Annotated in this window: 1 protein-coding gene; it reads left to right on the top strand. The window is 67.9% G+C overall.

The window, feature by feature from the left end; genetic code table 11:
- Positions 1-129: 129 nt before the first annotated feature.
- A partial coding sequence (locus ACZ4M8_RS29910; protein ID WP_467613204.1) for a hypothetical protein occupies positions 130-3,460 on the top strand: 3,331 nt, incomplete at its 3' end.

Here is a 3,460-nt window from a genome sequence, read left to right as displayed (position 1 = left end):
GACGCCTGGATGCGCCGCGACCAAGCAGAGCGAGCAGCATTCGCCCACCTCACACCCACGACACAGATGCTGACGCTCAGCGGCATAACACCACAAGCCAAAGAACCGCGGACCAAAAACTGGTCCATCGTGGACTCCTTCATCAGCTCCTTCCAAAAGCTCCTGGACAGGCAGGGGAATACCCGAGAACAGACCCTGCGCAGGCTGATGGGCAGCTATCCCCGCCCTGCTGGCAGCCTCGCCCGCGGCCCCCTCGACCGCGAGTTCTACTACAAGACCGGCTCCACGATCCCCGCCGCCCTCGCCGCCGTTGTGCAGAGCCGCAAGTTCACCCCGGCAGGCGCCCTCATCGTTCTTGACCACCTCTACGGACCGGCGGAACGGGGCGGTCGGTGGGACATCGACCTGAACCACGTCGTCGAGGGAATCCCACGCGAGAAGCAGCCGCAGGTCGCCGCGTTCGCCCTACGCCTCCACCACCTCAAGCGCAAGGGCACCTCCGGGGACTGGGCGGCAGCCCGGGGCATGTTCCAGGGCCTGAACGGGGACCAGGTCAAGATCCAGGCCGTCAAGGACGCTTACCGGGAGCTGACCGGACAGGATCTGCATGGCGCCTTCGAGACAGCCGAGCAGAGTTTCATCATCGACCTCAAGAAGCTCCTGGACGGGCCGGCGCTCAACCGAGGACAGAACCTGAGCAATCTGGTGAAGCGCTGCGGCAGCCTCGACCGCGACGCCCTCGACCTCGCGTACTACCACCAGTTCGGCTCCACGATCCCCGCCGCCCTCGCCGATGCTGGCCCGACAGGCGCCCTCGCCGTTCTCGACCGCCTCTACGGACCGGCGGAACGGGGCGGTCGGTGGGACATCGACCTGAACCACGTCGTCGAGGGAATCCCACGCGAGAAGCAGCCGCAGGCCGCCGCGTTCGCCCTACGCCTCCACCACCTCAAGCGCAAGGGCACCTCCGAGGGCTGGGCGGCAGCCCGGGGCATGTTCCAGGGCCTGAACGGGGACCAGGTCAAGATCCAGGCCGTCGAGGACGCTTACCGGGGGCTGCCCGGACAGGATCTGCATGGCGCCTTCGAGACAGCCGAGCAGAGTTTCATCATCGACCTCACAACGCTCCTGGACGGGCCGGCGCTCAACCAAGGACAGAACCTGAGCATCCTGGCGAAGCGCTGCGGCAGCCTCGACCGCGACGCCCTCGACCTCGCGTACTACCACCAGTTCGGCTCCACGATCCCCGCCGCCCTCGCCGATGCTGCCCCGACAGGCGCCCTCGCCGTTCTCGACCGCCTCTACGGACCGGCGGAACGGGGCGGTCGGTGGGACATCGACCTGAACCACGTCGTCGAGGGAATCCCACGCGAGAAGCAGCCGCAGGCCGCCGCGTTCGCCCTACGCCTCCACCTCCTCAAGCGCAACGACACCCCCGGGGACACGGCGGCAGCCCGGGGCATGTTCCAGGGCCTGAACGGGGACCAGGTCAAGATCCAGGCCGTCAAGGACGCCTACCAGAAGCTGACCGGACACAACCTGCAAGACGCCCTCGACACAGCCTCTCTCGATGTGGTCGGCGCTGATACCCGCATGGCGTCCGCCCCCACCGAACCAACACCAACCCTCGACGCAGAGCCCTCCGCCCCCCTCCTCACCGACGACGAGCGGAGTTTCATCAGCGACCTCAAGAAGCTCCTGGACGGGCCGGCGGAACACCAAGGACAGAACCTGAGCAATCTGGCGAAGCGCTACGGCAGCCTCGACCGCGACGCCCTCGACCTCGCGTACTACCACCAGTTCGGCTCCACGATCCCCACCGCCCTCGCCGATGCTGCCCCGACAGGCGCCCTCGCCGTTCTCGACCGCCTCTACGGACCGGCGGAACGGGGCGGTCGGTGGGACATCGACCTGAACCACGTCGTCGAGGGAATCCCACGCGAGAAGCAGCCGCAGGCCGCCGCGTTCGCCCTACGCCTCCACCTCCTCAAGCGCAACGACACCCCCGGGGACACGGCGGCAGCCCGGGGCATGTTCCAGGGCCTGAACGGGGACCAGGCCAAGATCCAGGCCGTCAAGGACGCCTACCAGAAGCTGACCGGACACAACCTGCAAGACGCCCTCGACACAGCCTCTCTCGATGTGGTCGGCGCTGATACCCGCATGGCGTCCGCCCCCACCGAACCAACACCAACCCTCGACGCAGAGCCCTCCGCCCCCCTCCTCACCGACGACGAGCGGAGTTTCATCAGCGACCTCAAGAAGCTCCTGGACGGGCCGGCGCTCCACCGAGGACAGAACCTGAGCAATCTGGCGAAGCGCTACGGCAGCCTCGACCGCGACGCCCTCGACCTCGCGTACTACCACCAGTTCGGCTCCACGATCCCCGCCGCCCTCGCCGATGCTGCCCCGACAGGCGCCCTCGCCGTTCTCGACCGCCTCTACGGACCGGCGGAACGGGGCGGTCGGTGGGACATCGACCTGAACCACGTCGTCGAGGGAATCCCACGCGAGAAGCAGCCGCAGGCCGCCGCGTTCGCCGCACGCCTCCACCTCCTCAAGCGCAAGGGCACCTCCGGGGACTGGGCGGCAGCCCGGGGCATGTTCCAGGGCCTGAACGGGGACCAGGTCAAGATCCAGGCCGTCGAGGACGCTTACCGGGGGCTGCCCGGACAGGATCTGCATGGCGCCTTCGAGACAGCCGAGCAGAGTTTCATCATCGACCTCACAACGCTCCTGGACGGGCCGGCGCTCAACCGAGGACGGAACCTGAGCAATCTGGCGAAGCGCTACGGCAGCCTCGACCGCGACGTCTTCGACCGCGACGCCCTCGACCTCGCGTACTACCACCAGTTCGGCTCCACGATCCCCGCCGCCCTCACCGCTGGCCCGACAGGCGCCCTCGCCGTTCTCGACCGCCTCTACGGACCGGCGGAACGGGGCGGTCGGTGGGACATCGACCTGAACCACGTCGTCGAGGGAATCCCACGCGAGAAGCAGCCGCAGGCCGCCGCGTTCGCCGCACGCCTCCACCTCCTCAAGCGCAACGACACCCCCGGGGACACGGCGGCAGCCCGGGGCATGTTCCAGGGCCTGAACGGGGACCAGGCCAAGATCCAGGCCGTCAAGGACGCCTACCAGAAGCTGACCGGACACAACCTGCAAGACGCCCTCGACACAGCCTCTCTCGATGTGGTCGGCGCTGATACCCATATGGCGTCCGCCCCCACCGAACCAACACCAACCCTCGACGCAGAGCCCCCCGCCCCCCTCCTCACCGACGACGAGCGGAGTTTCATCAGCGACCTCAAGAAGCTCCTGGACGGGCCGGCGGAACACCAAGGACAGAACCTGAGCAATCTGGTGAAGCGCTGCGGCAGCCTCGACCGCGACGCCCTCGACCTCGCGTACTACCACCAGTTCGGCTCCACGATCCCCGCCGCCCTCGCCGATGCTGCCC

This window comes from Streptomyces sp. NPDC027185, from assembly GCF_055567035.1.
This window is presented reverse-complemented; position numbering and strand designations above follow the sequence as displayed.